General features: G+C 71.5%; 17 protein-coding genes and 3 pseudogenes. 6 read left to right on the top strand and 14 right to left on the bottom strand.

The window, feature by feature from the left end; genetic code table 11:
- Window positions 1–75: 75 nt before the first annotated feature.
- Window positions 76–1,161, bottom strand: a complete 1,086-nt coding sequence (locus WBG99_RS28770; RefSeq protein ID WP_338899085.1) for a prephenate dehydrogenase — start codon at window positions 1,159–1,161, stop codon at window positions 76–78.
- Complete coding sequence (gene aroH / locus WBG99_RS28765) at window positions 1,158–1,520, bottom strand: chorismate mutase (protein WP_338899084.1); 363 nt, start codon at window positions 1,518–1,520, stop codon at window positions 1,158–1,160. The genes WBG99_RS28770 and aroH overlap by 4 nt, the downstream gene beginning before the upstream one ends.
- Window positions 1,521–1,641: 121 nt before the next feature.
- Here aroH and WBG99_RS28760 point away from each other — a divergent pair.
- The 3 genes and pseudogenes from WBG99_RS28760 to WBG99_RS28750 form a co-directional block, all read left to right on the top strand.
- Window positions 1,642–1,916, top strand: a pseudogene (locus WBG99_RS28760) (DUF6529 family protein); the annotation flags it as partial.
- Window positions 1,913–2,347 (top strand): Rieske (2Fe-2S) protein, encoded by a 435-nt coding sequence (locus WBG99_RS28755; RefSeq protein ID WP_338899083.1) that lies wholly within the window; start codon window positions 1,913–1,915, stop codon window positions 2,345–2,347. The pseudogene WBG99_RS28760 and the gene WBG99_RS28755, both read left to right, overlap by 4 nt.
- Window positions 2,348–2,370: 23 nt before the next feature.
- Complete coding sequence (locus WBG99_RS28750) at window positions 2,371–3,132, top strand: nucleotidyltransferase domain-containing protein (protein ID WP_338899082.1); 762 nt, start codon at window positions 2,371–2,373, stop codon at window positions 3,130–3,132.
- On the opposite strand, the gene WBG99_RS28745 is transcribed toward WBG99_RS28750, so the two are convergent.
- From WBG99_RS28745 to WBG99_RS28690, 12 genes and pseudogenes are all read right to left on the bottom strand, one after another.
- Window positions 3,049–3,810, bottom strand: coding sequence for a nucleotidyltransferase domain-containing protein (locus tag WBG99_RS28745; protein WP_338899081.1), 762 nt, complete (start codon window positions 3,808–3,810; stop codon window positions 3,049–3,051). The genes WBG99_RS28750 and WBG99_RS28745 overlap by 84 nt on opposite strands.
- A 3-nt stretch (window positions 3,811–3,813) precedes the next feature.
- Window positions 3,814–4,836: an ADP-ribosylglycohydrolase family protein gene (locus WBG99_RS28740; RefSeq protein ID WP_338899080.1), complete on the bottom strand. Its 1,023-nt coding sequence runs from the start codon at window positions 4,834–4,836 to the stop codon at window positions 3,814–3,816.
- The gene (locus WBG99_RS28735) at window positions 4,833–5,588 is read right to left on the bottom strand and encodes an NUDIX domain-containing protein (protein ID WP_338899079.1); all 756 of its coding nucleotides are present in this window, start codon (window positions 5,586–5,588) and stop codon (window positions 4,833–4,835) included. Before WBG99_RS28735 ends, WBG99_RS28740 begins: the two co-directional genes overlap by 4 nt.
- A gap of 174 nt (window positions 5,589–5,762) precedes the next feature.
- The gene (locus tag WBG99_RS28730) at window positions 5,763–6,848 is read right to left on the bottom strand and encodes a pseudouridine synthase (protein WP_338899078.1); all 1,086 of its coding nucleotides are present in this window, start codon (window positions 6,846–6,848) and stop codon (window positions 5,763–5,765) included.
- The gene (gene scpB / locus WBG99_RS28725; protein WP_338899077.1) at window positions 6,848–7,522 is read right to left on the bottom strand and encodes an SMC-Scp complex subunit ScpB; all 675 of its coding nucleotides are present in this window, start codon (window positions 7,520–7,522) and stop codon (window positions 6,848–6,850) included. Before scpB ends, WBG99_RS28730 begins: the two co-directional genes overlap by 1 nt.
- Window positions 7,519–8,730: a segregation/condensation protein A gene (locus WBG99_RS28720; protein ID WP_338899076.1), complete on the bottom strand. Its 1,212-nt coding sequence runs from the start codon at window positions 8,728–8,730 to the stop codon at window positions 7,519–7,521. Before WBG99_RS28720 ends, scpB begins: the two co-directional genes overlap by 4 nt.
- 18 nt (window positions 8,731–8,748) lie before the next feature.
- On the bottom strand, window positions 8,749–9,333 hold the full coding sequence (locus WBG99_RS28715) for a hypothetical protein (RefSeq protein WP_338899075.1): 585 nt from the start codon (window positions 9,331–9,333) through the stop codon (window positions 8,749–8,751).
- Window positions 9,318–10,445, bottom strand: a complete 1,128-nt coding sequence (locus WBG99_RS28710) for a ParA family protein (RefSeq protein WP_338899074.1) — start codon at window positions 10,443–10,445, stop codon at window positions 9,318–9,320. The genes WBG99_RS28715 and WBG99_RS28710 overlap by 16 nt, the downstream gene beginning before the upstream one ends.
- Before the next feature lie 401 nt (window positions 10,446–10,846).
- Window positions 10,847–11,971 (bottom strand): alanine dehydrogenase, encoded by a 1,125-nt coding sequence (gene ald, locus WBG99_RS28705; protein ID WP_338899073.1) that lies wholly within the window; start codon window positions 11,969–11,971, stop codon window positions 10,847–10,849.
- Between the two features lie 166 nt (window positions 11,972–12,137).
- The gene (locus WBG99_RS28700) at window positions 12,138–14,228 is read right to left on the bottom strand and encodes a tetratricopeptide repeat protein (RefSeq protein WP_338899072.1); all 2,091 of its coding nucleotides are present in this window, start codon (window positions 14,226–14,228) and stop codon (window positions 12,138–12,140) included.
- 283 nt (window positions 14,229–14,511) lie between these two features.
- A complete protein-coding gene (locus WBG99_RS28695) occupies window positions 14,512–15,138 on the bottom strand; it encodes an NUDIX hydrolase (protein WP_338899071.1) in 627 nt (208 codons plus the stop codon).
- 97 nt (window positions 15,139–15,235) lie between these two features.
- Window positions 15,236–16,899: pseudogene (locus WBG99_RS28690) on the bottom strand (CTP synthase).
- Between the two features lie 563 nt (window positions 16,900–17,462).
- Here WBG99_RS28690 and WBG99_RS28685 point away from each other — a divergent pair.
- From WBG99_RS28685 to WBG99_RS28675, 3 genes and pseudogenes are all read left to right on the top strand, one after another.
- Entirely contained in the window at window positions 17,463–19,265 is a 1,803-nt protein-coding gene (locus WBG99_RS28685) for a glycoside hydrolase family 15 protein (RefSeq protein ID WP_338900518.1), read from the top strand.
- 223 nt (window positions 19,266–19,488) lie between these two features.
- Window positions 19,489–20,871 carry an FAD-binding oxidoreductase gene (locus tag WBG99_RS28680; RefSeq protein ID WP_338899070.1) on the top strand — a complete coding sequence of 461 codons (1,383 nt, stop codon included), beginning with the start codon at window positions 19,489–19,491 and terminating at the stop codon, window positions 20,869–20,871.
- Between the two features lie 21 nt (window positions 20,872–20,892).
- Window positions 20,893–22,541, top strand: a pseudogene (locus WBG99_RS28675) (PucR family transcriptional regulator).
- Window positions 22,542–22,552 lie beyond the last annotated feature (11 nt).

The following is a 22,552-nucleotide window of genomic DNA, read 5'->3' as shown; positions in this document are numbered from 1 at the left end:
AAAGCGCCCCGGACCAGGGTACTGGTTGCCCGTAGCCCATCCGGCCGCACCCGCTGTCGGGTCCTCCCGCCGCCCCTACTGCCGAATCGCCCAGCCCCGCTCCCGCAGCGCCCCCGTCAGTACCACCGCCGCCTTCGGCTCCACCATCAGTTGGACCAGGCCGGCCTGTTGCCCGGTGGCGTGTTCGATGCGGATGTCCTCGATGTTGACCCCGGCGGCGCCCGCGTCGGCGAAGATGCGAGCCAGTTGGCCCGGCTGGTCGTCGATCAGGACGGCCACGACCTCGTAGGACCGCGGAGCGGAGCCGTGTTTGCCGGGGACGCGGATCTGGCCGGCGTTGCCGCGGCGGAGGACGTCCTCGATTCCGGTGACGCCCTCACGGCGCTTGGCCTCGTCGGAGGCCTGGAGGGAGCGCAGGGCCTGGACGGTCTCGTCGAGGTCGGCGGAGACGTCGGCGAGGAGGTCGGCGACCGGACCGGGGTTGGCGGAGAGGATGTCGATCCACATGCGCGGGTCGGAGGCCGCGATCCGGGTCACGTCCCGGATGCCCTGACCGCACAGCCGTACGGCCGACTCCTCCGCGTGCTGCAGACGCGCGGCGACCAGGCTGGAGACGAGGTGCGGCATGTGCGAGACCAGGGCGACGGCCCGGTCGTGGGCGTCCGCGTCCATGACCACCGGCACGGCCCGGCAGTGCGAGACCAGCTCCAGTGCGAGGTTCAGCACCTCGGTGTCGGTGTCCCGGGTGGGCGTCAGCACCCAGGGGCGCCCCTCGAAGAGGTCGCCGGTGGCGGCCAGCGGGCCGGACTTCTCACGGCCGGACATGGGGTGCGTACCGATGTAGGAGGACAGGTCGAGGCCCAGCTCCTCCAGCTCACGGCGTGGGCCGCCCTTGACGGAGGCCACGTCCAGGTAGCCCCGCGCGAGACCCCGGCGCATCGCGTCGGCGAGCGTCGCCGCCACATGCGCGGGCGGCGCCGCGACGATCGCGAGGTCCACCGGGCCCTCGGGCGCCTCGTCGGTACCGGCGCCGAGCGCCGCCGCCGTCCGGGCCTGCTCCGGGTCGTGGTCGGTGAGGTGCACGGCCACACCGCGCTGGGCGAGGGCGAGGGCGGCGGACGTGCCGATCAGCCCGGTGCCGATGACGAGTGCGGTCCTCACTGGGCGATGTCCTTGCGGAGTGCGGCGGCGGCGCCCAGGTAGACGTGCGCGACCTCGGCGCGCGACCGGTCGGACTCGATGTGCGCGAGGATCCGTACGACCCGGGGCATGGCCCCCTCGATGTCCAGCTCCTGCGCGCAGATCAGGGGCACGTCGACGATGCCGAGCTTGCGGGCCGCGGCGGCCGGGAAGTCGCTGTGCAGGTCGGGCGTGGCCGTGAAACAGATGCTGATCAGATCGTCCGGGGTGAGACCGTTGCGCTCCAGAACCGCAGTGAGCAGCTCGCCGACCTGCTCGTCCATGTGCCCTGCCTCGTCCCGCTCAAGCTGGACGGCGCCCCGGACCGCTCGTACCGCCACGGCTCTGCTCCTCGCTGCTGTACATGTCGATTCTCTGCACAACCAGCCTAATCAGCCCGCCCCGAGCCGGCGTGCGGCGCCCGCCTGCCGAGACGGCCGTGACAGGCGGTGCCGCACCGCTTGGTCGCGACGGGTGGCGTTCCTGGTCGCGGTGCCGGTGGCGGTGCGCTGTCTGTACGCGCTCGGCTGCCAAACGGGCGAATAACGCCTTTTGTGGCGCTCTCTCCTGGTTGCTTCTTCTTCGGTGTTTTCAGTGCGAAGATGCTGCTGCTCCGCTCGGAGCGACTCCCCGGCTGGCTCCTGCCGATCGCCAGCGGCCTCGTCTTCGCCGCTCTCACGGTCGTCCGGCCGGCCTCCGCCCTCTGGTTCTTCCACACGTTCGGAGTGACGACATGACGATGGGTTCGACACGGCGCACGGTGCTGGCGACCGGCGCGGTGGGCACGGCGGCGCTGCTCCTGGGGTGCGGCGAGGACGGCGCCGACGCGGGCGGGGACACCGTGGAGGAGACCTCGCCGGGGGCGGCCGACACGGGCGGCGCCGAGGAGCTGGCCAGGACGGCCGACATCCCGGTGGGGGGCGGCAGGATCTTCGAGGACCGGAAGGTCGTCGTGACCCAGCCCGAGGAAGGCGATTTCAAGGCCTTCTCGGCGGTCTGCACGCACCAGGGCTGCATCGTCAGCAGCGTCTCGGACGAGACGATCAACTGCGCGTGCCACGGCAGCAGGTTCCAGATCGCGGACGGGGCGGTGGCGAACGGCCCGGCCACGAGGCCGCTGCCCGCCGAGGAGATCAAGGTCTCGGGAAACTCGATTCAGCTGGCCTGAGCCCACCACGTACGCTCCCGGGCATGCAGCCCCCTCATCCGCACGCCCTGGTCCGCGATCACACGATCTACGCCTGCGTGATGGGTTCGCGCGCCTTCGGTCTCGCGACGGACGACAGCGACACGGACCGGCGGGGTGTCTTCCTGGCACCCACCGCGCTGTTCTGGCGCTTCGAGAAGCCGCCGACGCATGTGGAGGGGCCGGCTCGGGAGCAGTTCGGCTGGGAGCTGGAGCGCTTCTGCCGACTGGCCCTGCGCGCCAATCCCAACATCCTGGAGTGCCTGCACTCCCCCTTGGTGGAGCACGTCGACGCCACGGGACGTGAACTGCTCGCCCTGCGCGGGGCGTTCCTGTCCCGCCAGGCCCATGAGACGTTCGCCCGCTACGCCCTCGGCCAGCGCAAGAAGCTGGACACGGACTTCCGCACACACGGCGCCCCGCGCTGGAAGCACGCCATGCATCTGCTCCGTCTCCTGATGAGCTGCCGGGACCTGCTGCGCACGGGTGCGCTGGCCATCGACGTGGGCGACCAGCGCGATCCCCTGCTGGCGGTGAAGCGCGGCGAGGTCCCGTGGGCCCAGGTCGAGTCCTGGATGACCCGGCTGGCCGCGGAGGCCGAGGAGGCGGCGGCCCGCAGCCCGCTGCCGCCGGAGCCGGACCGGGCCCGGGTCGAGGACTTCGTCGTCCGGACCCGGCGCGCGTCAGCCTGTCAGGCCGTCGAGGCGCACCCGGACGACGAAGTCGTGCAGCGCGTCGTACGCGGCAGGGTTCTCCGGCAGCGCTGACAGGGCCTGTTCCTCGTCCAGCACCCTCTGCAGCCGCTCCACGTCCTCCGCCACGCGCTCCTGGTCGACCTCGGCCTTGCCGTGCTCCCGCGCCGCCTTCGCCGCGACGAGGTCCGGCAGATACTCGGGGGCTTCACCGATCTCCGGCAGCAGCGTGGGCAGATGGGCCCGCACCTCACCGCTGCGCATCAGGTGGATGCCGGTGAGCAGCACCCGGAACGTGTAGAGCAGCGACTTGAGTTCACCGGTCTTCTCGAAGAGCCGCCACTGAGTGATACCGAACCCCCGGTAGTGGTGGGCGTGGTGGCGGGTGAGGGCGCCGGGCGCCAGTGCGATCAGTTCGCGGTGCGCCTCGCTCGTGTGGACGACGAGCGGGGAGAGCAACTGCTCCAGCACACAGCCGTTGCGGCGCAGCATGAGCCGTACGAACTTGCGCAGGTCGTGCGTGACGAGGTCCATCTCCACACCGTCCCGGTCCCACATTCTCGACCGGGTCTCCTCCGGCTCGCGCAGCCCGATCAGTTCGGCCGTGGGCAGCAGATGAACGCCGCGCAGGTCGACGTCCGAGTCGCGCGAGGGGAAGCCGTACAGATGAGCTCCGGAGACGGTGGCGAAGAGCAGGGGGTCGGGCTGTTCGGCGACCACGGGGGCCAGGTCGATGTCGAGGGCGTCGGTCATCCCTCAAGCGTCCCAGAGGGCCCCCAGCGACACGAGGTCGCCCTGGTACTCGATCCGGTCCGCCCACTCGGCGGGCCAGGCGCCGGGTCCGTGGTAGGCGCCCGCGAAGGCACCGGTGAGGCAGGCGATGGAGTCCGAGTCGCCCGCGGTGCAGGCGGCGCGGCGCAGTGCGGTGACGGGCTCGTCGACGAAGAGCAGGAAGCACAACAGCCCGGTGGCGAGGGCTTCTTCGGCGACCCAGCCCTCGCCCGTCGCCAGGCAGGGGTCGGTCTCGGGCGAGGGGTTCCGCACCGCTCGGTCGAGGCGGTCGAGGACGTCCAGGCACTCGTCCCAGCCCCGGGCGATGTACTCCTCGGGCGAGGAATCCTGGCTGTGGGTCCACAGGTCGCCGAGCCAGCGCGCGTGGTAGCGGGAGCGGTTCTCGTAGGCGTACGACCGCAGCCGGCCCACCAGGCCCATCGGTTCGGCGCCCTGGGCGAGCAGCCGTATCGCGTGTGCGGTGAGGTCGGCCGCGGTGAGCGCGGTCGGGTGACCGTGGGTGAGGGCGGCCTGCAACTGGGCGGAGCCCGCGCGCTGTTCGTCACTGAGGGGGCCGATCAGGCCGAGGGGCGCGACCCGCATGTTGGCGCCGCAGCCCTTGGAGTGCATCTGGCTGGCGAACTGCCAGGGCCGGCGCTCGACCGCGAGGTGGTCACAGGCCACCATGCAGGTGACGCCGGGAGCGCGGTTGTTCTCCGGGGAGCGGGACCACTCCACGAACTCCTTGCGGACGGCCCGCTCCAGAGCCTCGGCGCCGAGCGACCCGCGGTCCATGGCCGTCCGCAGCCCGTGCGCCAGCGCCAGTGTCATCTGGGTGTCGTCCGTGACGATCGCGGGCTTCGGCAGCTCCATCATCCGCCAGGGACCGCACTTGGCGAGGATGGCCGGAACGTCGTTGAACTCCGTCGGGAAGCCGAGGGCGTCCCCGAGGGCGAGTCCGATCAGGGAACCGGTGGCGGAGCGCTTCGTACGCAGCGTCGTGGTCATCGGGGCCGTCCTTCCGAGGTGGGTCGCAGCAGGGGCGGGTGCAAAGCGGTGGCCCCACCCGCGCGGTACAGCGCGGCGGGCTTGCCGCGACCGCCGGTCAGGCGGGCGGCGCCGGACACCTGTTCGACGAAGCCCGGCGTGGCCAGCACCTTGCGCCGGAAGTTGGGCCGGTCGAGCGGAGTGCCCCACACGGTCTCGTAGACCTGCTGCAGTTCGCCCAGGGTGAACTCGGGCGGACAGAATGAGGTGGCGAGACAGGTGTATTCGAGCTTGGCGCCGACGCGTTCGTGGGCGTCGGCGAGGATGCGGTCGTGATCGAAGGCGAGCGGACCGATGGCGTTGAACCGCAGCCACTGGGCCTGGGCCGCGTCACCGCCGCCGTGTGGGACGGGCGGGCCGGGGAGCAGCGCGGCGAACGCGACGGTGACGACCCGCATCCGCGGGTCCCTCCCCGGCTCGCTGTAGGTCCGCAGCTGCTCCAGGTGGAGCCCGGAGGCGTCCGTGACACCGGTCTCCTCCGCGAGTTCGCGCCAGGCGGCCTCCTCCGCGGACTCGTCCGGCAGCACGAACCCGCCGGGCAGCGCCCAGCGACCCGCGTACGGCTCCTGCCCGCGCTCGACGAGGAGCACCTGGAGGGTGCCCGCGCGGACGGTGAAGACGGCCAGGTCGACGGTGACGGCGAAGGGCTCGTAGGCGTACTTGTCATAGCCCTCGGGTGCGTCGCCGTTCGACGCTCCGACGGGTTCGGTCACCTCCGCCCCCTTTATGGTCACCTCGACTAATAGTCATAACGACTATAAACAGGCGGGCGCCGGGGCACAACCCTTTTACGGGGAAAGGAAGGCCAGGACCGGGGCCGCGAACGGCAAAGGGCCGGCCCCGGAGGCGAACCCGGGACCGGCCCACCGCTCGAACGCGGCGAAGACCTAGAGGTCGACCTCCTGCATCAGCATTCCGACCTCGGTGTTCGACAGGCGGCGCAGCCAGCCCGACTTCTGGTCGCCGAGGGTGATCGGCCCGAAGGCGGTGCGCACGAGGCTGTCGACGGGGAAGCCGGCCTCGGCCAGCATCCGGCGCACGATGTGCTTGCGCCCCTCGTGCAGGGTCACCTCGACTAGGTAGTTCTTGCCGGTCTGCTGCACCACGCGGAAGTGGTCCGCGCGTGCGTACCCGTCCTCCAGCTGGATGCCGTTCTTGAGCTGCTTGCCCAGGTCGCGCGGGATCGGGCCCACGATGTGCGCGACGTACGTCTTCTTGACCCCGTACTTGGGGTGGGTCAGCCGGTGCGCCAGCTCACCGTGGTTGGTGAGCAGGATGACGCCCTCGGTCTCGGTGTCGAGCCGCCCGACGTGGAACAGCCGCGTCTCACGGTTGGTCACGTAGTCGCCGAGGCACTGCCGGCCCTCGGGGTCCTCCATGGTCGACACGACACCGGCGGGCTTGTTCAGCGCGAAGAACTGGTAAGACTGCGTGGCGACGGTCAGGCCGTCGACCTTGACCTCGTCCTTCTCGGGGTCGACGCGCTTGCCCTGCTCCAGGACGATCTCGCCGTTGACCTCGACGCGCGCCTGCTCGATCAGCTCCTCGCAGGCCCGCCGGGAGCCGTAGCCCGCGCGCGCGAGGACCTTCTGCAGCCGCTCGCCCTCCTGCTCGGCGCCCGGGAAGGTCCTGGGCGGCTTGACGTCCTTCTTGCCCGCGTACCGCTCCCGGTTGCGCTCCTCCGCCCGCGCGTCGTACTCACGGGAGGTCGCCGGGGCCGAACGGCCGCGCCCACGGGGCTCCTGAGGCTGCTTCGGCCCGCCCTTGGCACCGCCGCGCGCGGAGGCACCGCGCCCGGACTTCGGACCGTCCGTCGTCGCCCCGGGGCCCACGTCGTAGCGGCGCTCCTCGGGGCGGGGCTTGCGGGGGCGTCCCTGACTCTGGCCCTGCCCCTGCTTCTGGTCCCTGTTGTTGCCGGCACCGCGGTGGTTACCGCGCCCGCCGCCGCTCTTGCCGCTACCACTGCTTCGCATCAAAGTTCCGTCGTCGTCGTGTCAGTCATGGCCGACGTGGGGCCGTCGTCCGTGTCCGGGGCATCCGGATCGAACGACGGTACGCCTTCCTGGGTCTCGGCCTCGATCGCCTCCGCCTCCGGGAGGAAGGGCGCGAGCTCCGGGAGCTCGTCCAGGCCGCGCAGGCCCATCCGCTCCAGGAAGTAGTTCGTCGTCCTGTACAGGATCGCACCTGTTTCGGGTTCCGCGCCCGCCTCCTCGACCAGACCCCGCTGGAGGAGGGTGCGCATGACGCCGTCGCAGTTGACTCCTCGTACGGCCGAGACCCTGCTCCGGCTCACCGGCTGCCTGTACGCGACCACGGCCAGCGTCTCCAGAGCGGCCTGGGTCAGCCGGGCCTGCTGCCCGTCGAGCACGAACCGCTCGACGGCGGTGGCGTACTCGGGCCGGGTGTAGAACCGCCACCCCCCGGCGATCAGCCGCAGCTCGAACCCGCGCCCCTGCACGGCGTACTCGTCGGCCAGTTCCCTGAGCGCCCTGGCGATCTGCCGCTTCGGCCGCTCCAGGATCTTCGACAGGTGCTCCTCCGTCGCGGGCTCGTCCACGACCATGAGGACCGCCTCCAGGGCGGGCCTGAGGTCGAGGTCGGCGACGGCAGGCGGGCCCTCGGGCACCCCGGTTCTCTCCTCGCTCACGTCTTCTCCTCCGGTGGGGGTACCGCCCGCCCGAGCGGAGTCGAGAGTGGGGGAGGCTCAGGTGGGCGGTCGAACTCGTCCGTGACCAGTGGTTCCTCGCCCCCGTCCCCACCGGTCCACCGCACGGTCAGATCCCCCAGCGCGGTCTCCTGGTCGAGCGCCACGGCCTTCTCCCGGTACAGCTCCAGCAGCGCGAGGAAACGGGCGACGACGGTGAGGGTGTCGTCGATGTCCTCCACGAGCACACGGAAGGACGCCTCCCCCAGCTCCCGCAGCCGCGCGACCACGATCTGGGCCTGCTCCTGCACACTCACCAGCGGCGCGTGGATGTGATCGACGTACACCTGAGGCTTGGGCTTCGGCTGCATCGCCTTCACAGCGAGCCTGGCGAATCCTTCCGCCCCGATGCTGATCACCACCTCGGGCAACAGCTCCGCGTGCTGCGGCTCCAGCCCGACGGTACGCGGATACCGCCGCGCCTCGTCGTCCAGCCGCCCGTTGAAGATCTCCGCGATCTGTTTGTACGCGCGGTACTGCAACAGCCGGGCGAACAGCAGATCCCGGGCTTCGAGGAGCGCGAGGTCGGCCTCGTCCTCGACCTCGGCGGCGGGCAGCAGCCGGGCGGCCTTCAGGTCCAGCAGGGTCGCCGCGACCACCAGGAACTCGGTCGTCTCATCCAGGTCCCAGTCCGGCCCCATGGCCCGGATGTGCCCCATGAACTCATCGGTCACCTGGGACAGCGCGACTTCGGTGACGTCCAGCTTGTGCTTGGAGATCAACTGAAGGAGCAGATCGAAGGGCCCCTCGAAGTTGGAGAGCCGAACCTTGAAGCCCCCGCCGCCGTCGGCTCCGGCTCCGGCTCCGGCTCCGGCCGGGACAACGGGAGAGTACTCCTCATCGACTTCCGCCCCGGCTGCGGCTTCGGCGGAGGTGCCCGCGGGCGACCCCTCGGCACCGCCACCGGCGGCTTCGGCTTCCGGGGGGACGACAGGAGAGTGCGCCTCGTCACCGCTGCCGGCGTCGTGGGCAGGCGTTCCGCAGGGAGGAACGGGTGGGCACGACGTCCCACCGGCCTCAGCCGGGGAACGCTTCTCGGCCAGGGATCCGCTCTCCGGAGCCGGGGGCGCGGCCCCGGGCCCCCTCCCCAGCGCACGTCGACGACCGGCTGAACCGCCGGAGGCCGACGCAGAGGAGTCGAACGAGGTCATAGCCCCCGCAGGCTACCCCTACCGCCCGCGAAGCCGCCGTACGAGGATGCTCGCGTCCCCGCGGGACTCCAGGTCCGCCAGCACCACGGCGACCGCCTCGCGCACGATGCGCCCTCGGTCGACGGCCAGCCCGTGCTCCCCGCGCAGCACCAGCCGGGCGTGCTCAAGATCCATGAGCTCCTCGGCGGAGACGTACACGGTGATCTTCTCGTCGTGCCGCTCCCGCCCGCTGGGCCGGCGCCCGCCGGCCCGCCCCCGCTTGCGCGGCACGGCGCCGGCGGCAGAACCTTCCTGCGGCGGCTTGGGCTGGCGCGCGGCGGCAGCGGCCCGCTCGGCACCGGCGGCAGCGGACCGGCTGCGCGGCTGCTCGCCGTCGCTCTCGGCTTCCGCGGCCACATGCTCGGACCCCTCGCCGTCACCGCCCTGCACGGGCACGGACGGCGGCGCGTCCTCCGCCGCGGCCCCCGGGTCGCTCTCTCCGGCGGGACCGGGCACCCGGGCTTCTCCGCCCGGCCCCCGCCGGGGAGCGGACGGCTGCAGCGCCATTCCCCCTGTCGTACGGAAGAGTTCGTCGGCCCCCGGCAGACTCACTCGGCGTGACACCGGGCGAGCACCTCCCTGGCGAGCTGGCGGTAGGCGGCGGCGCCGACGGAGTTGGACGCGTACGTGGTGATCGGCTCACCGGCGACCGTGGTCTCCGGGAAGCGGACCGTGCGCCCGATGACCGTGTGGTAGACGTGGTCGTCGAACGCCTCGACGACCCGCGCGAGGACCTCACGGCTGTGCACGGTGCGCGAGTCGTACATCGTGGCGAGGATGCCGTCGAGCTCCAGGTCGGGGTTGAGCCGCTCCTGGACCTTCTCGATGGTCTCCGTCAGCAGCGCGACACCGCGCAGGGCGAAGAACTCGCACTCCAGTGGCACTATCACCTTGTGCGCGGCCGTCAGAGCGTTCACGGTGAGCAGGCCGAGTGAGGGCTGACAGTCGATGACGATGTAGTCGTAGTCGGCCAACAGCGGCTTGAGCGCCCGCTGCAGGGTGGACTCGCGGGCGACCTCGGAGACCAGCTGGACTTCGGCCGCCGACAGGTCGATGTTGCTCGGCAGCAGGTCCATGTTGGGGACCGCGGTCTTCAGCAGGACCTCGTCGGCCGACATGCCCCGCTCCATGAGCAGGTTGTAGACCGTGAGGTCGAGTTCCATCGGGTTCACACCGAGGCCGACCGAGAGGGCGCCCTGCGGGTCGAAGTCGACGAGCAGGACCCGGCGGCCGTACTCCGCGAGCGCGGCACCCAGGTTGATGGTCGACGTGGTCTTGCCGACGCCGCCCTTCTGGTTGCACATCGCGATGATCGTCGCGGGGCCGTGGTCGGTCAGCGGACCCGGGATCGGGAAGTACGGCAGCGGGCGACCGGTCGGACCGATGCGCTCGCGGCGCTGGCGGGCCGCGTCGGGCGCGAGCGTGGCCGCGTACTCCGGATCGGGCTCGTACTCGGCGTCGGGGTCGTAGAAGTGCCCGTCGGGCAGCTCGTCGTAGTCGGCGAAGTGGTTGTGGACCCCGCCACTTGCGTCGCCGGCCATGGCGTTCACGTGTTGGCCATCCATGCTCTGGAGTGCTGTCTGAGTTGCCTGCGAACTCTGCTGGGCTGCGAAGGTGCGGACAGCGACGGAGCCGACAGCCGCGAACCCCGTGGGGCCCGAGACCGGCGCAGGCATTCCTGGTTGACCACCCCCGGGAGTAAATGTCGACTCATTCACAAGTCGTCTTACCTCCTTGGTGACCAGGAAACTTCTAGATAGGTCAGCGTGGCACCATGCCGACGGTTGGCGACTCTATGGCGTGTCGGCGGTCCGCAGCAACACAATCCGCCGGACCCGGCCCGATGTGTCGGCAATGAAACATGCGGCTGTCAAGGGCGTAGGGCCGTCGCACGGCAGGTTTCACCGGTGCGCGAAACATCCGAACGGTTACGTTCGAGGCGAGTTGCGCAAGTGTCGCAAAGTGACCATACACACATCCGGCCGGACCTTGTCGGGCAAGATCCGGCCGGGAAACCGCTGTTGACGACCTGTGTTGACGTATCGCCTTTTACCGAAAGGTGACTTAAAGCCGCCGGTCAGCCGAGCAGGGACGCCAACTCGACGTGCTCCAGGCCGTGCGCCTCGGCGACCTCGCGGTAAACGACCCTGCCGTCATGGGCGTTGAGCCCCCTGGCCAGCGCCGGATCGCGGCGCAGCGCCTCGACCCAGCCGTGGTCGGCGAGCTCCACGACGTACGGCAGCGTGGCGTTGGTCAGCGCGTAGGTGGAGGTGTTGGGCACCGCGCCGGGCATGTTGGCGACGCAGTAGAAGACCGAGCCGTGGACGGGGAAGGTCGGCTCGGCGTGGGTGGTGGGCCGGGAGTCCTCGAAGCAGCCGCCCTGATCGATCGCGATGTCGACAAGGACACTTCCCGGCTTCATCCGCGACACCAGCTCGTTGGTGACCAGCTTCGGGGCCTTGGCTCCCGGGATGAGGACGGCGCCGATGACGAGGTCGGCCTCCAGACATGCCTTCTCCAGTTCGAAGGCGTTGGAGACGACGGTCTGGATCTTCGTGCCGAAGATCTTGTCGGCTTCCTTGAGCTTGTTGATGTCCTTGTCGAGCAGGGTCACGTGGAAGCCCATGCCTATGGCGATCTGCGCGGCGTTCCAGCCCGACACGCCACCGCCGATGACGACGGCCCGGCCGGCCGGCACGCCCGGCACGCCGCCCGGCAGCACCCCGCGCCCACCGTTGGCGCGCATCAGGTGGTAGGCGCCGACCTGCGGGGCGAGCCGGCCCGCGACCTCGGACATCGGGGCGAGCAGCGGCAGCGCCCGGCTGGGCAGTTCGACGGTCTCGTACGCGATCGCGGTCGTGCCCGACTGGACGAGGGCGTCCGTGCACTCCTTGGAGGCGGCCAGGTGCAGATAGGTGAAGAGCGTCTGGTCCTTGCGGAGCCGGTGGTACTCCTCGGCGATGGGTTCCTTGACCTTGAGCAGCAGGTCGGCGGTGGCCCACACCTCGTCGGCGGTCGTGAGGATCCCAGCGCCGGCGGCGACGTACTCGGCGTCCGGGATCGACGAGCCGACACCGGCGCCCTGCTCGATGACGACCCGGTGGCCGTGGCGCACCAGCTCGTGCACGCCGGCGGGGGTGATGGCCACCCGGAACTCGTTGTTCTTGACCTCGCGGGGGATGCCGACCTTCACGTCGATCACGGTCCTTGGCTCGGAGGGGTGTGGAGGCTCGCGCACACAGGCGGAACATGCCCGCACATCACAGGACATACCCGCACGCATCGCGGCGCACCGGGAGACACCGCAGGAGAACCGGCGGCATGGCCAGTTTAATGAAGGCTTCCTCGCTGTCTAGCCTTTCAATGCATCAATCTTTCGCGGATGCACTACGGATTTCGCAGGCGTCAGGACCTTGTTCCGTCTCGGTTTCGCCGGTTTCGGCGTCCGGGAGCTCGTCGCCGAGCAGTCGCCCGGCGGCGACCCGGTGCAGCCGGGCCGCCGCCGGGTCGCCGAGCCTCTCCAGGGTGTCGGCGAGCCGGAGCTGGAGCGCGGCCTGCAGTCGGGTGTCGTCGGCGCGCCGCGCCCACTCCACCGCCTCCTGGCAGGTCCGCAGCGACTCCTCGGGCCGCCCGGCGTACTCCTGGACGCGTGCCATCTCGCTCAACGCCTTCGCCTGGCCGCCCACGTCGGCGAGCCTGCGGTGGCCGGTGAGCGCCGAGCGCCAGTTACGCAGTGCCTCGCCGTAGCGGCCCGCGTAGGTGTGCGCGCTGGCGATGCGCCCGTACAGCCGGGCTGCGTCCTCGCGCTCGTCGCGGGCGAGCCGCTGGGCGAGCGCCCTGCCGTACCAGTCGGCGGCCCGCTCGTAGTCCTCCAGCTCCTGGTGGGCACCGCCCACGGATTCCATCGCGCGACCGGTCGCGTACGGATCGTTCGCCCGCCGTCCGGCGTCGAGCGCGGCCCGGTAGCGGGCCAGCGCCGCCTTCGTACGGCCGGTCCGGGCATCCAGGTCGCCGAGGTTCAGCAGGGCCGCCGCCTGCTCGCGGGGCAGGTCGCGGCGCTCGGCGACGTCGAGGACGAGCCGGTGGATGCCGTACAGGTCCGGGGCGGCGGCCTGTGTGCCGAAGTGCGCCACCATGGCCCGGACCAGCTGGGACATCAGCCGCCGGGCGAGGGTGTCCAGCTCCCCGTCGGCGACCGCGAGGCGGGCCGCGGCCAGCAGCGCGGGCCGGCGGATGCGCAGCCACTCCTCTGCGGCCCGAGGGCTCGGGAACCGCAGCACCTTGGGCATCCCGAGCAGTTTCTCGCGGGCCAGCGGGCTGTCGGTCTCGGTGATGGCCCGGCAGGACTGCAGCAGCCGTACCGTCCGCTCCAGCATCCGCGCGCGGGCCAACTGCAGCTCGCCCGGCCGCTCCTGGCTCTCGGCGAGGGACCACAGCAGCGGCTGGAGGCAGCCGGGGACCTCGTACTGCGGCAGCGGCGAGTCGACGGGGTGCAGGAACCCGAGGGCCACGAAGTCGTCCAGCGTGGTGCGGGCGGCGCCGACCGAGCAGCCGGCGAGCCCGGAGGCGATGTGCGGGTCGACCAGGCCTGCCGGGGCGAGCGCGAGGAGGCGCAGTATCCGGGCCGCGGCGTTCGGCAGCGAGGCGTACGCCAGCTTGAACACCTTGGCGAGCGGCGGGCCGTCGCCGCCCTCGGCGCGCAGTTGTTTGGCGAGGTCGGCGACGGCGACGGCGGGCCGGGCCGCCAGCCAGCCCCCGGCGAGCCGCAGCGCGGCCGGCTGGGCCCCGCACACCTCGGCGAGCATCTCGGCGGAGCGCGGGTCCACGGTGACGCGCACCGAGCCGGTGCAGCGTTCCAGCAGTGCCACGGCGGACTTGGTGTCCAGTCCGCCCAGGGTGCACGGGCGGACGTCGGAGATGCCCGTCAGCGGCCCCTCGGAGACCGCCACGACCAGCGAGTCGAGGGTGTCCGGCAGCAGCGCGTCGACCTGCTCGGCATCCGCCGCGTCGTCCAGCAGGAGCACGACCCGGCGGTCGGCCAGGGCCTTTCGCAGTGCCTCACTGAGGTCGTCCTCGTCGGCGCCGGCCGGCGCCGGATGTCCGAGTTCCCCGAGCAGCTCCCGCGCCGCGCTCTCGACCGGAACCCGGGTGCCGTCGGGTTGGGTGAGCCGGGCCCGCAGCACACCATCGGGGTAACCATCGGCAACCTGCCGGACGAGTTCCTCGGCGAGCGCGGTACGGCCGAAGCCGGGCCGACCGGCGATGAGCAGCACGCGCGCGTGGGGGGCCTTCCGCCCGGCGAGGGTGTTGAGCCCCGCCCGGCCGATGTCGGCCCGCAGCTCCTTCAACTCTCTTGCCCGGCCGAGGAACTGACTGTCCGTGGGGGCGGTCTCGACAGCCGGGAACCGCCCTGTTCCGGACACCCGGGCACCCTCGATGTCCACCGCCTGTTCCGCCACGGGCCACACTCCCGTCCCACCGCACGAGCAAGCCCGCCGGGACTCCGGTTCGGGCATTTCCCGAGCCTAGTTCACGCTCTGCGACGATCTGGGCGGAGCGCAACGGGCAGGTCGCTCGATCGGATCAGCAGATCGTACGACTGGTGCCATCAGGGTGCCGTGAAGACGAGCCGCGTCCCGGTTTCCTTGTGGGCGCGGGGAACTGCGCGACCAGCCACGACGAGCGCGCAGCCGACGAATCAGCCCGACTTCCCCGTACTCCCCGGCTCCCCCGGCGCAGCGGTCACGCCTCAAACGGTCGCGCGGGCCACGGCGCCTCAGCGGGCCGCAGTGCCCCGACACCGTCACGCGCACGTGCGGCGACCAGCGCAAGCGCTCCCACCACCAGGCAGTTGTTGTGCAGCTCGCCCGCGAGGACCCCCCGCACCAACTCGTCCAGGGGAACGCGGGCCACCTCCATGTCGGCCTCCTCGTCCTCCACCTCGAACCGCCGCCCCTCGGCCTCGGAGAGGCCCCGGGCCAGGAAGATCCGCACGGCCTCGTCACAGCCTCCGGGCGTGGTGTAGACGTCGGTCAGCACCCGCCAGTCCTCCGCCTTGACGTGCGCCTCCTCGTACAGCTCGCGCTGGGCGGCGTGCAGCGGGTTCTCGCCGGGCACGTCGAGCAGCCCGGCCGGGATCTCCCACAGCTTCTCGCGGACGGGGTGGCGGTACTGCCGGACGACCAGGACCCGGTCCTGGTCGTCGAGGGCGAGGACGGCGACGGACCCGGGGTGGACCTGGTAGTCGCGGCGGACGACCGAGCCGTCGGGCATGACCACGTCGTCGGTGCGCACGGAGGTCTTCTTGCCGACGAACGGCGTCTCGCTCGCCCGGACCTCCCACTCCTCGGCGGTGTCCTTGATCGTCATGTCGACTCGTCCTCCCACACGCGCAACGCGGAAACCGGGGCACACATCTCGAAAGAGGCGCACCCCGGTCACCGTACAGCTCTCGCGCCGCTCGGTTTCACTGACCGGTCTTGCGCTCCACGGCCGCCTTGACCAGCCCCGCGAACAGCGGATGCGGGCGGGTCGGGCGGGAGCGCAGCTCGGGGTGCGCCTGCGTCGCGACCAGGTACGGGTGGACCTCGCGCGGGTACTCGACGTACTCGACGAGCTTGCCGTCGGGCGAGGTTCCGGTGAACTGCAGACCGGCCTGCTTCTCCAGTTCCGCACGGTAGGCGTTGTTCACCTCGTAGCGGTGGCGGTGGCGCTCCTCGACGTACTCCTTGTCGCCGTACACCTCGCGCACGATCGAGCCCTCGGCGAGCTTGGCCGGGTACATGCCCAGCCGCATCGTTCCCCCATGTCGCCCTCGCCGGCGACGATGTCGAGCTGCTCGGCCATGGTGGAAATGACCGGGTGGGCGGTGGCGGAGTCGAACTCGGTGGAGTTGGCGTCCGGGATGTCGGCGAGGTTGCGCGCGGCCTCGATCACGATGCACTGCAGACCGAGGCAGAGGCCGAGCAGCGGGATCTCGTTCTCGCGGGCGTACTGGATGGCGCCGACCTTGCCGGAGACGCCCCGGTCGCCGAAGCCGCCGGGGATGCAGATGGCGTCGACGTCGGCGAGCTGGGTCGCGGCACCGGCCGGGGTCTTGCAGTCGTCCGAGGTGACCCACTTGATCTTCACGCGGGCCTTGTTGGCGAAGCCACCCGCGCGCAGCGCCTCGGTGACCGAGAGGTAGGCGTCGGGCAGGTCGATGTACTTGCCGACGAGCGCCAGGCTGACCTCGTGCAGGGGGTTGTGGACGCGGTCGAGCAGGTCGTCCCAGGTCGTCCAGTCCACGTCGCGGAACGGCAGGTCCAGCTTGCGGACGACGTAGGCGTCCAGGCCCTCGCCGTGCACGGTCTTCGGGATGTCGTAGATCGAGCGGGCGTCGGGACAGGCGACCACGGCCGCCTCGTCCACGTCGCACATCAGCGAGATCTTGCGCTTGATCGCGGCGGGCACCTCGCGGTCGCAACGCAGCACGATCGCGTCTGGCTGGATACCGATGTTGCGCAGCGCCGCGACCGAGTGCTGCGTCGGCTTCGTCTTCAGCTCTCCCGAGGGCCCGATGTACGGCAGGAGCGAGATGTGCACGACGAAGACGTTGTCCCGGCCGACCTCGTGACGGACCTGGCGGACTGTCTCCAGGAACGGCAGCGACTCGATGTCGCCGACCGTGCCGCCGACCTCCGTGATGACGACGTCGACCTCGTCGGAGGCCATGCGCCGGATGCGGTGCTTGATCTCGTTGGTGATGTGCGGGATGACCTGGACGGTGTCGCCCAGGTACTCGCCGCGCCGCTCCTTGGCGATGACCGTGTTGTAGACCTGACCGGTGGTGACGTTGGCCGACCCGTCCAGGTCGCGGTCGAGGAAGCGCTCGTAGTGGCCGATGTCCAGGTCGGTCTCGGCGCCGTCGTTGGTGACGAACACCTCACCGTGCTGGAAGGGGTTCATCGTGCCGGGGTCGACGTTCAGGTACGGGTCGAGCTTCTGCATCACGACCCGCAGGCCCCGGGCCTTGAGCAGCATGCCGAGGCTGGAGGCGGTCAGACCCTTGCCGAGCGAGGAGACGACACCCCCGGTGACGAAGATGTGCTTGGTCGTCGTGGTGCTGTTTCGAAAAGCAGCGGGCGGCATGGCCAAGAGGGGGCTCCCGTGGTCGCGGTTCTGTGTGCGGGTCGGCCGCCGCCCGATCGGATCGTCGGGGGGTGCCTTCGCTGCGGTTCGGGGGTCCCTTGCAAGTCGGGGCGCCCACCGGTCCACGGGCTACCAGGGTATCAGCGTAGGAACACGATCGCTTCCGGCCACGCTCCGCGCACAGACGGCCACGGACCTCGTACAACAGTCGGCGCGTCCCGGTCGGTCTTCACACATGGCTCACTCGTTCGACCCACTCGCGTTGCCCGGAGCGGCACGCGGAGCCGTCCGGTGCGTCGTATCCTCTTCGGACACTCGCTGCCGAGCCCGCCCGGCGAAACGGCACCACCCCCGCCCGTCTCCGGTAATCACGAGAGCTCGTCAGTCCGTTGAGCAACGATCGCCTCGAATGCGTTGAGAATCGTTGAGCGACATCGCATGACACCGTCCCTTGGATCACTCTGGAAACATGGATCCCTTGTCGATCCCTTGGGTCCCTTGACCGCACACCGCACAGCGACCGCCCCTCGGGGGGCGACGTGGCCGTTCGACTGGAGTTGCACGTGGCCGGGCGCATCGAAGACTACGCACTCATCGGAGACATGCAGACCGCCGCCTTGGTCTGCCGGGACGGCACGGTCGACTGGCTGTGCCTGCCCCGCTTCGACTCCCATGCCGTCTTCGCGGGACTGCTCGGCACGGAGGAACACGGATTCTGGCGCCTGGGCCCCGCCCACGCGTCGGACGCCGAGCCGCCGACGGCCTCCCGCCGCCGGTACCGCGGCGACTCGCTGATCCTCGAATCCGAGTGGGACACCCCGCGCGGTACGGTCCGTGTGACCGACTTCATGCCGCCCCGTGACGGCGCCCCTCAGCTGATCCGGATCGTGGAGGGCATCAGCGGACGGGTGCCGATGCGCTCGGCGCTGCGCATGCGGTTCTCCTACGGCCGGGTCGTGCCCTGGGTGCACAAGCACGAGGGGCGCACGGTGGCCGTCGCCGGGCCCGACTCCGTGTGGTTCGACACCGAGTGCGAGACGTACGGCAAGGCGCTGACCACGTACTCCGACTTCACCGTGACGCCGGGCGACCGGATCGCGTTCACGGTCTCCTGGGAGCCCTCGCACAAGCAGCCCCCGCCGCTGCCCGAGCCCGAGCCGTCACTGCGGGCCACCGAGGACTTCTGGCGCGACTGGGTGGAGCAGTGCACATACCACGGCCCGTACCGCGAGGCCGTGATCCGCTCGCTCATCACCCTCAAGGCCCTGACATACGCCCCCACCGGCGGCATCGTCGCTGCGCCGACCACCTCCCTCCCGGAGCACGTCGGCGGTGTCCGCAACTGGGACTACCGCTACACCTGGCTGCGGGACGCGGCCATCACCCTCTCCTCCCTGCTGCGCACCGGCTACCGCGACGAGGCCCGCGCATGGCGCGAGTGGCTGCTCAGGGCGGTCGCCGGCGACCCGGAGAACCTCCAGATCATGTACGGCATCGCCGGTGAGCGGGAGCTGGGCGAGGCCGAGCTGGACTGGCTGCCCGGGTACGAGAACTCCGCGCCGGTCCGGGTCGGCAACGGCGCCGCCCACCAGCTCCAGCTGGACGTGTACGGCGAGGTCACCGAGGCCCTGCACCTGGCCCACATGACGGGTCTGGCCCGCAACGACTACGCCTCCCTCCTCCAGCTGAAGCTGATCCGCTACCTGGAGGACCACTGGGACGAGCCGGACGAGGGCATCTGGGAGGTGCGCGGCCCGCGCCGCCACTTCGTGCACTCCAAGGTGATGGCCTGGGTCGCCGTGGACCGCACGATCAAGCTCATCGAGTCCGGGGACGCGGACGGCCCGCTGGAGAAGTGGCACGAGTTGCGCGACGACATCCACCGGGACGTGTGTGAGAAGGGTTACGACAAGGAGCGCAACACCTTCACACAGTCGTACGGCTCGAAGGAGCTGGACGCCTCGCTGCTGCTGATCCCGCAGATGGGTTTCCTGCCGCCGGACGACAAGCGGGTCATCGGCACCATCGAGGCGATCCAGCGCGAGCTGTCGACCGCGGACGGCTTCATCCTGCGCTACCCGACCTCCGGCGAGGAGGAGGGCGTGGACGGGCTGCCGGGCGACGAGGGCGCGTTCCTCGCCTGCTCGTTCTGGATGGCCGACGACCTGGCGATGATCGGCCGGGTGGACGAGGCCCGCAAGCTCTTCGAGAAGCTGCTCTCCCTCCGCAACGACCTGGGTCTCCTCGCCGAGGAGTGGGACCCGGTCCTCAAGCGCCAGGTCGGCAACTTCCCGCAGGCGTTCAGCCACGTGCCGCTCATCGACACGGCCCTGCGCCTGACCGCGTCGGGGGCGTACGGCGGCTGAGCACACCGCCGGGTCCGGCGCACACGGCGGCGGGCCGGGGCGCGGGCAGGCGCGTGCGGCAAGCGCTTGCGCTCGCTGGTGAGGGTGCTCGCGCCCCGCAGGTGCGGGTGCCTGCGTCCCTCGGGCGCGGGTGTCCGCGCCCCTGCGCCGTGAACAGGAACGATCCGCCGTCCCCGCCTAGCCTGGGAAGAGTCCTGTCCCCGGCGGAAAGGGGGCGGCTGCCATGGCTCCCCTCTCGAAGGCGGGCGCGGCTCTCGCCGCGCTGCGCGAGGATCTGGCAGGCGCGGTCTTCGCCCCGGGCGATCCGGGGTACGACGGGGCCCGGACGGTCTTCAACGCCATGATCGACCGGCGTCCGGCCGTGATCGCGCAGTGCGTGGACGAGACCGATGTCGTCCGTTCGGTGTGCTTCGCCCGCGATCTGGATCTGCCGATCGCGGTGCGCGGCGGCGGTCACAGCGTGGCCGGAATGGCGGTGAACGGCGGCGGGCTCGTCATCGATCTGCGCCGGATGCACGCCGTCACCGTCCATCCGGCGTCGCTGAGCGTCCGGGTCGAGGGCGGCGCCACCATGAGCCATCTCGACCGCGCCACCGAGCCCCACCGCCTCGCGACCACGGGCGGCCGGGCCTCGACCACGGGCGTGGGCGGTTTCGTCCTCGGCGGCGGCAGCGGCTGGCTGGACCGCCTCTTCGGGCTCGCCGTCGACAATCTGCTCGGCGTGGACCTGGTGACCGCCGACGGCCTCACGGTCCGGGCGAGCGCCGAGGAGCACCCGGACCTGTTCTGGGCGCTGCACGGCGGCGGCGGGAACTTCGGCGTGGCCACCGCGCTCACCCTCCGGCTGCACGAACTGCCCGCGTTCGCCATCGCCCTGGTGCTCTACCGCCCGGAACACGGCCCCGAGGTGGTGCGGGTGTACCGCGAGGTCATCGAGACCGGCCCGCCGGAGGCGAGCGGCGGCGTCCTCTATCTCACCGGTCCGCCCGAGGAGTTCGTGCCCGAGCGCCTGGTGGGCAGGCTCACGTGCGGCGCCCTCCTGACGTACGCGGGCACCGAGGACGACATGCGCAAGATCGCCCAGCCGCTGCTGGCGCTGCCGCACGAGGCCGCGGTGGTCGGCGCGATGCCCTACGCGGACGTGCAGTGCATGATCGACGATCCGCCGGGCATGCGGAACTACTGGTCGGCGGAGTACCTGAGGGGTCTGCCGGACGAGTTGGTGGACGTCTTCGCCGCCCGCGCCCAGGCGATGCCCGTGCCGACCGGCACCCAGCATCTGCTCTTCCCGCTGGGCGGCGCGATCGCCGAGGGCCCCGACCACTACCCGGTGCCGTACCGGGACTCCCAGTGGGCCGTGCACCCGTTCGGCATCTGGGAGGACCCGGCCGACGACGAGCGGTGCGTACGGTGGGTGCGGGACGTCCGCGCCGACGTCCGGCCGTGGAGCACCGGCGCGGTCTATCTCAACTTCGTCGGCGACGAGGGCGCGGACCGGGTGGTGGCCGGCCACGGCGTCGACGACTACCGGCGGCTGACGGCGGTGAAGACCCGGTACGACCCCGACAACGTCTTCCGCTTCAACCACAACATCCCGCCGGCGTGAGGACCGGGTACCGTCCGCTGCATGGACACCCGTGACAGCCGCGCATCCGGTGCGGGCCGCGAGGCGCAGGGCGGTATCACCGTGCGGCGGGCGCTGGAGCTGCCCGGGCTGCGCGGCGGGCTGCCGGAGATCCTGGCGGGCGCCGACCGGCTGGAGCGGACCGTGCGCTGGGTGCACGCGGGCGAGGTCCCGAACATCGCTTCGCTCCTCAAGGGCGGGGAACTGCTGCTGACCACCGGGTACGGGCTCGGCACCCGCCCCGCCGACATGCGCGCGTTCGTCCGGACGCTGGCCGAGCGCGGCATCGCGGCCCTCGTCGTCGAACTGGGGCCCCGCTTCAGCCGCCTCCCCCGGCTCTCGTCGAGACCGCGCGCTCGGCCGGTCTGCCGCTCGTCCAGCTGCACCGGGAGGTGGCGTTCGTGACGGTCACCGAGGAGATCCACACCGAGATCGTCAACGGCCACTACGCGCTCCTCCAGCAGGCCGAGGAGGTCCACCGGCGCTGCACCGCGGCCCTGCTCGGCGGCGGCGGTGTCCCCCAGGTCCTCGGCATCCTTGCCGACTTCAGCGGCAACCCGGTCTTCCTGGAGACCGCCGACGGACAGCTTCTGTACGCCGCCGGGACCGGCCCGGCGGGCACCGACCCGCTCCAGGTGTGGGAGGGGCTGCGTGCCCAGCACAAGGACGAGCCGCCGACGGGGACGGCCCTCGTCGACGTCCCCGCCGGCGGCCCGGGGCCGGGTTCGGTACGGGCCCGCCTGGTCCTCCTGCCCGTCGTCGCCCCGCTGGCCTCCGTGCACCGGATGGCCGCCGAGCGCGCGGCCGGCATCCTCGCCGTCGTCCTGATGCAGGCCCGCCAGGAGGAGGAGCTGGCGGCGCGCGGACGCGGTGACTTCCTCACCGACCTCGCCGAGGGCCGCGTCCAGGCGCAGGACGCCCCCGCGCAGGCCCGCGTCCTGGGCTTCAGACCGGGCGGCGGCCTCCTGCTGCCCGTGGTGATGCGCCTCGCCGACGGCCTGTCCCCGAGCGGCGGCTGGGCCGTCCTGGCCCGCGCGGTGGCCGAGGAGCTGGCCACGGTGGGCGTGCCCCTCCTGCTCGGCGTACGCCCCGTCGAGGGCCGCGTCCCGCTGCTGCTGGGCCTGCGCGCGGAGTCGGAGCGCCCGGCGGTGGCGGACAAGGTCGCGGCGGCGCTGCGGGCGGGCGCGGAGCGTGCCGGGATGCAACGGCCGGGCGGCCGGCCGCCCGTGGTGGTCGTCGGGGCGCCCGGCGGCTGGGCGACCGTCTCGGCGGGCCTCAGGCACGCTGCGGAGACGGCGACGGCCGCGCAGGGCCTGACCGACCGCCTCTGGTACGACGCCCGGCGCCTCGACATCGACCTGCTGCTGTGGCGGCTGCGCGACCACCCCGACCTGGCCGCCTTCGTGGACCGTGCGATCGGCCCCCTGCGCGACCACGACGACCGCGCCAAGCCCCCGCTGCTGCCCACCCTGGAGACCTATCTGGCCCGTGCCGGCCGCAAGGCGGAGACCGCCCGCGAGCTGCACCTCAACCGGCAGACCCTCTACAACCGCCTCGCCCGCATCGGCGAGTTGCTCGGCAGCGACCTGGACGACCCACAGGCGGTCCTGACCCTGAGCCTGGCCCTACGGGCCCGCCGACACGTCACCTGAGCCTGACCTTC

It is taken from the genome of Streptomyces sp. TG1A-60 (assembly GCF_037201975.1).
Lineage (GTDB): Bacteria > Actinomycetota > Actinomycetes > Streptomycetales > Streptomycetaceae > Streptomyces.
This window is presented reverse-complemented; position numbering and strand designations above follow the sequence as displayed.

Excerpts from the sequence above, each read along its gene's own strand:
- WBG99_RS28755 (WP_338899083.1), top strand. The coding sequence starts at position 1,913 with ATGACGATGGGTTCGACACGGCGCACGGTGCTGGCGACCGGCGCGGTG.
- WBG99_RS28680 (WP_338899070.1), top strand. The coding sequence starts at position 19,489 with ATGGCTCCCCTCTCGAAGGCGGGCGCGGCTCTCGCCGCGCTGCGCGAG.
- WBG99_RS28730 (WP_338899078.1), bottom strand. The coding sequence starts at position 6,848 with ATGCGAAGCAGTGGTAGCGGCAAGAGCGGCGGCGGGCGCGGTAACCAC.
- WBG99_RS28695 (WP_338899071.1), bottom strand. The coding sequence starts at position 15,138 with ATGACGATCAAGGACACCGCCGAGGAGTGGGAGGTCCGGGCGAGCGAG.
- WBG99_RS28750 (WP_338899082.1), top strand. The coding sequence starts at position 2,371 with ATGCAGCCCCCTCATCCGCACGCCCTGGTCCGCGATCACACGATCTAC.
- WBG99_RS28745 (WP_338899081.1), bottom strand. The coding sequence starts at position 3,810 with ATGACCGACGCCCTCGACATCGACCTGGCCCCCGTGGTCGCCGAACAG.
- WBG99_RS28720 (WP_338899076.1), bottom strand. The coding sequence starts at position 8,730 with ATGACCTCGTTCGACTCCTCTGCGTCGGCCTCCGGCGGTTCAGCCGGT.
- WBG99_RS28740 (WP_338899080.1), bottom strand. The coding sequence starts at position 4,836 with ATGACCACGACGCTGCGTACGAAGCGCTCCGCCACCGGTTCCCTGATC.
- WBG99_RS28710 (WP_338899074.1), bottom strand. The coding sequence starts at position 10,445 with ATGCCTGCGCCGGTCTCGGGCCCCACGGGGTTCGCGGCTGTCGGCTCC.